This is a genomic window from Phenylobacterium sp., assembly GCF_030654915.1.
Lineage (GTDB): Bacteria > Pseudomonadota > Alphaproteobacteria > Caulobacterales > Caulobacteraceae > Phenylobacterium.
This window is the reverse complement of the sequence record NZ_JAURWM010000171.1, coordinates 1-4,947: the sequence shown is the minus strand read 5'-3', so window position 1 is coordinate 4,947 and position 4,947 is coordinate 1. Positions and strand designations below refer to the sequence as shown.

5 protein-coding genes and 1 pseudogene are annotated in these 4,947 nt (G+C 66.1%); 5 read left to right on the top strand and 1 reads right to left on the bottom strand.

Translation table 11 applies throughout. The features are described 5' to 3' along the window. Positions 1–263: pseudogene (locus tag Q7T84_RS08910) on the bottom strand (OmpA family protein); the annotation flags it as partial. 287 nt (positions 264–550) lie between these two features. Between Q7T84_RS08910 and Q7T84_RS08905 the strand changes: the two are divergent. From Q7T84_RS08905 to Q7T84_RS08885, 5 genes are all read left to right on the top strand, one after another. Beyond that, on the top strand, positions 551–1,186 hold the full coding sequence (locus Q7T84_RS08905) for a TetR/AcrR family transcriptional regulator (RefSeq protein ID WP_304807889.1): 636 nt from the start codon (positions 551–553) through the stop codon (positions 1,184–1,186). After that, entirely contained in the window at positions 1,183–2,157 is a 975-nt protein-coding gene (locus Q7T84_RS08900) for an HlyD family secretion protein (RefSeq protein WP_304807887.1), read from the top strand. Before Q7T84_RS08905 ends, Q7T84_RS08900 begins: the two co-directional genes overlap by 4 nt. Then, the gene (locus tag Q7T84_RS08895; protein WP_304807885.1) at positions 2,154–3,071 is read left to right on the top strand and encodes an ABC transporter ATP-binding protein; all 918 of its coding nucleotides are present in this window, start codon (positions 2,154–2,156) and stop codon (positions 3,069–3,071) included. The genes Q7T84_RS08900 and Q7T84_RS08895 overlap by 4 nt, the downstream gene beginning before the upstream one ends. Then, a complete protein-coding gene (locus Q7T84_RS08890; protein WP_304807884.1) occupies positions 3,068–4,201 on the top strand; it encodes an ABC transporter permease in 1,134 nt (377 codons plus the stop codon). Before Q7T84_RS08895 ends, Q7T84_RS08890 begins: the two co-directional genes overlap by 4 nt. Before the next feature lie 139 nt (positions 4,202–4,340). Further along, a partial coding sequence (locus Q7T84_RS08885) for an outer membrane protein (protein WP_304807879.1) occupies positions 4,341–4,947 on the top strand: 607 nt, incomplete at its 3' end.

Below are 4,947 nucleotides of genomic sequence, written 5' to 3'. Positions count from 1 at the left end.
TCGCCCTCGGGCGACAGGGTCGCCTTGGCGAATGGGAACTTCAGCGCGTCGTCGGACATGACGACCGAGTACATGAACTTGCCCTCGGCCAGCTTGCCAGCCGCCGTCGCCCGTTCCAGGGCGTCACGCGAGGTCTGGTCAAGTTCGCCGAGCTTCGTCTCGTGGGCGGAGACCCTGGTGTCGACCACACCCACCTGTTCGTTGACGTACTTCTTGGTGGCGCAGCCCCCGAGGCCGAGCGCCCCCAGAGCCAGCGCACTCAACAAAATCCCCCGAGTTTTCGTACCAATCATTTTCGCGACCTCTCCCGTCGTCAAAATTCACAAATGATCCACGCAGCGCCCACCACTTTTTCGGGGGTCGCCACGCGGTTCAGTTGCAGGCTTCGTCGGGCAAAACGGCCGTTTAGTGGCGGGCTTTTGGCGGCGAAACGACCAAGCTCCACCTTGGAGATTTCGGGAATTTCCCTTGAAACCTATTGCCTTCTTGCGCGTTCAGACGTCACTAATAACCGGCCAGTCAGTTATTAGATGAGTTTGCGATGCTCCCGATGGGCCAGCCGAAATTCAAGCGACGTAAAGCCGATCGTCCCGATGAAATCGTCGCGGCGGCTCTGGAGGTGTTTGCCGAAAAGGGCTTCGCCGCGGCGCGCCTGGAAGACATCGCCGCGCGCGCCGGCGTCTCGAAGGGCGCGATCTATCTGTACTTCGCCACCAAGCAGGACATCTTCCGCGCGGTCGTCGAACAAGGAATCGCGCCCAACCTCGACATGGTCCGCGCCAGCCTGGCGGCGCCCACCGGGAACTTCGCGGATCTGTTGCGAGGCTTGGTGAAAACGCTGTCGAGCGTGGTCGCCGCCACCTCGGTCGGCGGGATCGTGAAGATGGTGATCGGCGAGTCCCGCAACTTTCCGGAACTGGCCCAGGCCTGGCACGACAAGCTGGTCCACCCGGCGCTGGACGCCATGACGGGCGCCATCGCCGCGGCCCAGGTCCGCGGCGAGTTGCGGCCCGGCGATCCGCGCCTCCACGCGATCTCGCTGATCTCCCCGATGCTGGTCGGCGTCATCTGGCGCGAGACCTTCACCCCCGTCGGGGCCGATCCCATCGACATCCCCGCCCTGGCCCAGCAGCACGTGGATCTGTGGCTACGGGGCGTGCTGATCGAAGCCGGAGCTGCGTCATGAAGCCACAACGCCTTCTGGTGGTCAGCTTGCTGCTGATCGCTCTGGTGGCGGTCATCGTGCTCTGGTTCGCGCCACGCCTGTCACGAACCCCGACGCTATCGGGCTATGTCGAGGGCGAGGCGCTCTATCTGTCGACCCCGATCGCCGGCCGAGTCGATCAGGTTCTTGTTCAGCGCGGCGACCGGGTGACGGCGGGCCAGCGGCTGTTCGTCGTCGATCCCGTCCAACTTGAAGCCCAGCGCGATGAGGCCGGCGCCGAGTTGAGCACCGCCCAGGCTCAGGCCTCAGACGCGCGCAAGGGTCAGCGTCCGGTCGAACTGGCGATCTTCGACGCCAATGTCGCGGCCGCGGAGGCTTCGGCCCGCGACGCGGCCGCCAACCTGCGCCGGGTCCGCCCCCTGGTGGAGAAGGGCGTCTTCGCCAAGGCCCGGCTCGACGACGCCCAATCGACCTATGACGCCGCCGAGGCCCAGGTGAGGGCCGCCCACCGCCAGCGTCAGGCCGCGGCGCTCGGCTCACGCGAGGATCAGATTCGCGCCGCCGACAGCCGGGTTCGCCAAACAGACGCCGCCCTGGTCGCCGCCAATGCGCGGCTATCGGATGGCGCTCCGCTCGCCCCGGTGGCGGCCAGGGTCGAGGATGTCTTCTTCCAGAGCGGCGAATGGGCGTCCGCCAACCAGGCGGTCGTGGCCCTGCTGCCCGACGACAAGGTCAAGCTGCGGTTCTTCGTGCCAGAGCGACAGATCAACGCCTACCGCCCCGGCGCGCTGGTCACGTTCACCTGCGACGGCTGCCAGGACGGGATGACCGCGAAGGTCACCTACATCAGCCCACGCCCGGAATTCACACCGCCGGTGATTTACAGCCGCGAGGCCCGTGACCGGCTGGTCTATCTGGTCGAGGCCAAACCCTCGGTGCTGCTCAATCCCGGCCAACCGGTGGACGTCCAACCCCTGGGACCGGTCCAATGAGCCTGGCCATCGACGTCCGGGGGCTGAACAAGAGCTTCGGCGACAAGCATGTCGTGCAGGACGTCTCGCTCCAGGTCGAGGAAGGCAAGATCTGCGGCTTCCTCGGCCCCAACGGGTCGGGCAAGACCACCACCCTGCGCATGCTCTGCGGCCTGCTGACCCCTGATAGCGGCGACGGCACGTGCCTGGGCCTCGACATCATCAAGCAAGCGAACGCCATCAAGCGGCGCGCCGGCTACATGACTCAGAAGTTCTCGCTCTACGAGGACCTGACCATCGACGAGAACCTGCAGTTCTCCGCCCGCGTCCACGGCCTGGACCGGCGCAAGGAGCGGGTCGATCAGGCGCTCGAGCGCTTGGGGCTGGTGGAACGACGCGCGCAATTGGCCGGGTCGCTGTCGGGCGGCTGGAAGCAGCGGCTGGCGCTCGCCACCGCCACCCTGCACGAACCGCGCCTGCTGCTTCTGGACGAGCCCACCGCCGGGGTCGATCCGAAGGCGCGGCGCACCTTCTGGGACGAGATCCACGCCCTGGCCGGCGAGGGCCTGACCGTATTGGTCTCCACCCACTATATGGACGAGGCCGAGCGCTGCCATGAGATCGCGTACATCAGCTATGGCCGACTGATCGCGCGCGGAACCGCCCAGCAGGTCATCGCCGACACCAAGCTGGTCACCCTGAACGGCGAAGGCCCGGGCATCGACCGGCTGTCGGGCGAAATCGGCAAGCTGCCCGGCGTCGACATGGCCGCGCCGTTCGGCCAGTCGCTGCACGTTTCAGGAACCGACCTCGCCGCGCTAGAGGCCGCCATCGCCCCCTATCGCCGCGCGCCCTACCGCTGGGCACGAGTCGAGCCGAGCCTTGAGGACGTCTTCATCCGTCTGATGGAGACCTCGCAGGACAATTTCCGATGACCGGCTTCTCAGCCACCCGTGTCTTCGCGGTGATGATCAAGGAGTTCAAGCAGCTCTCCCGCGACCGACTGACCTACGCCATGATGCTGGCCATGCCTGTCGTGCAGTTGCTGCTGTTTGGCTATGCGATCAATTCGGAGCCGCGCCATCTGCCGACCGCCCTGCTAGTCCAGGAAGACACCATCTTCGCTCGTTCCATCACCTCGGCCCTCCGCAACAGCGCCTATTTCGACCTGACGGCCCAGGCCCGAACGCCGGCCGAACTCGACGACATGATCCGGCGCGGCGAGGTCCAGTTCGCCGTCACCATTCCTGGAGATTTCACCCGGCGCGTCGTGCGTGGCGATCAGGCGCAGATGCTGGTGGAGGTCGACGCCACCGATCCAGCGGCCACCGGCCCGGCCCTGGCGGCCCTGGCGGCCCTGCCCACCCAGGCGCTCAGCGCCGACCTGACGGGCGCCCTGGCCCCGAGAGCCGCCGCCGCGCCGCCGTTCGAGGTGGTGGTTCACCGTCGCTATAATCCCGAGGCGATCACCTCCTACAACATCGTGCCCGGCCTGCTGGGCGTGATCCTGTCGATGACGCTGGTGATGATGACCGCGCTCGGCGTCACGCGGGAGTATGAGCGCGGCACGATGGAAAGCCTGCTTGCCACGCCGGTGAAGCCGCTCGAGGTGATGATCGGCAAGCTGGCGCCCTACGTCCTGGTTGGCCTGATCCAGACCGTCGTGATTCTGGGCCTGGCGCGGGTCCTGTTCGACGTGCCGTTCTCCGGCGGGTGGAGCGCGCTGGCCGTCGGCATCCTGCTGTTCATCATCGGCAGCCTGGCGCTCGGCTTTCTCATCTCGACCGTGGCCCGCAACCAGCTGCAGGCGATGCAGATGTCGGTGTTCTACATCTTCCCGTCGCTGCTGCTGTCGGGGTTCATGTTCCCGTTTCGGGGCATGCCGGTCTGGGCCCAGACACTCGGAAGCGCGATCCCGGTGACCCATTTCCTGCGGGTCGTGCGCGGCGCGCTGCTCAAGGGTCTGGGGGTTGTGGAGCTCTGGCCGAGTCTGGCGGCCCTGACGCTCTTTGTTCTGGTCGTGGTTTCGCTGGCAATGGCGCGCTACCGCACAACCCTCGACTGAGAAACTCGCCATTCACCGTTTCCATCGAGAAAATAGGCCGTGGTGTGGCTTCACCGACACTTGGCGGTGACCGCATCGTTGATATAACAAAGTTTCGAGCGGCCTTTGGTCGCATCGCGGGCAGGAGAGGGCTCTCATTATGAAATTCAAGCTTCTGGCGGGTGCGGCTCTGGCCGTCACGACGCTCGCAGCGACCGGTGCGGCGGCTCAGGACAGCGGCTGGTACGGCGCTGTCGACGTGGGCTACCACTGGTCTGACAACGTCAAGCAAAAGGTCGGTCTCGGCTCCTACGCCATCGACCCGGAAGACAGCTGGACGGGCTTCGCCCGCCTCGGCTATCGCCTCTCGCCGAGCTGGCGCGTGGAGATGGAAGGTGGCTGGCGTCCCGGCGACCTCGAGTCGCCGCCGTTCGACGCCATGGGTCAATTCGAAGTTCTCTCCCTCATGGGGAACGTCGTTTATGACTTCATGCCGGACGCCAACCTGCATCCGTTCCTGGGTCTCGGCGCCGGTTACGCCCGCGCCTACACGACGCAACTTCGCGTTCCCAGCCTGAACGTCGACGAAGCCGACGGCGCCTGGGCCTGGCAGGCCCTGGCCGGCCTGACGGCCAAGGCCAGCGACCGCATGAACGTCGACCTGACCTACCGTTACTTCCAGACCGACGACTTCGAATTCGGCAACGTCGGCACCGGCGGCCCGGTTTCGGGCGCCTACAACGACCAGTCGGTGACGGTCGGCATCC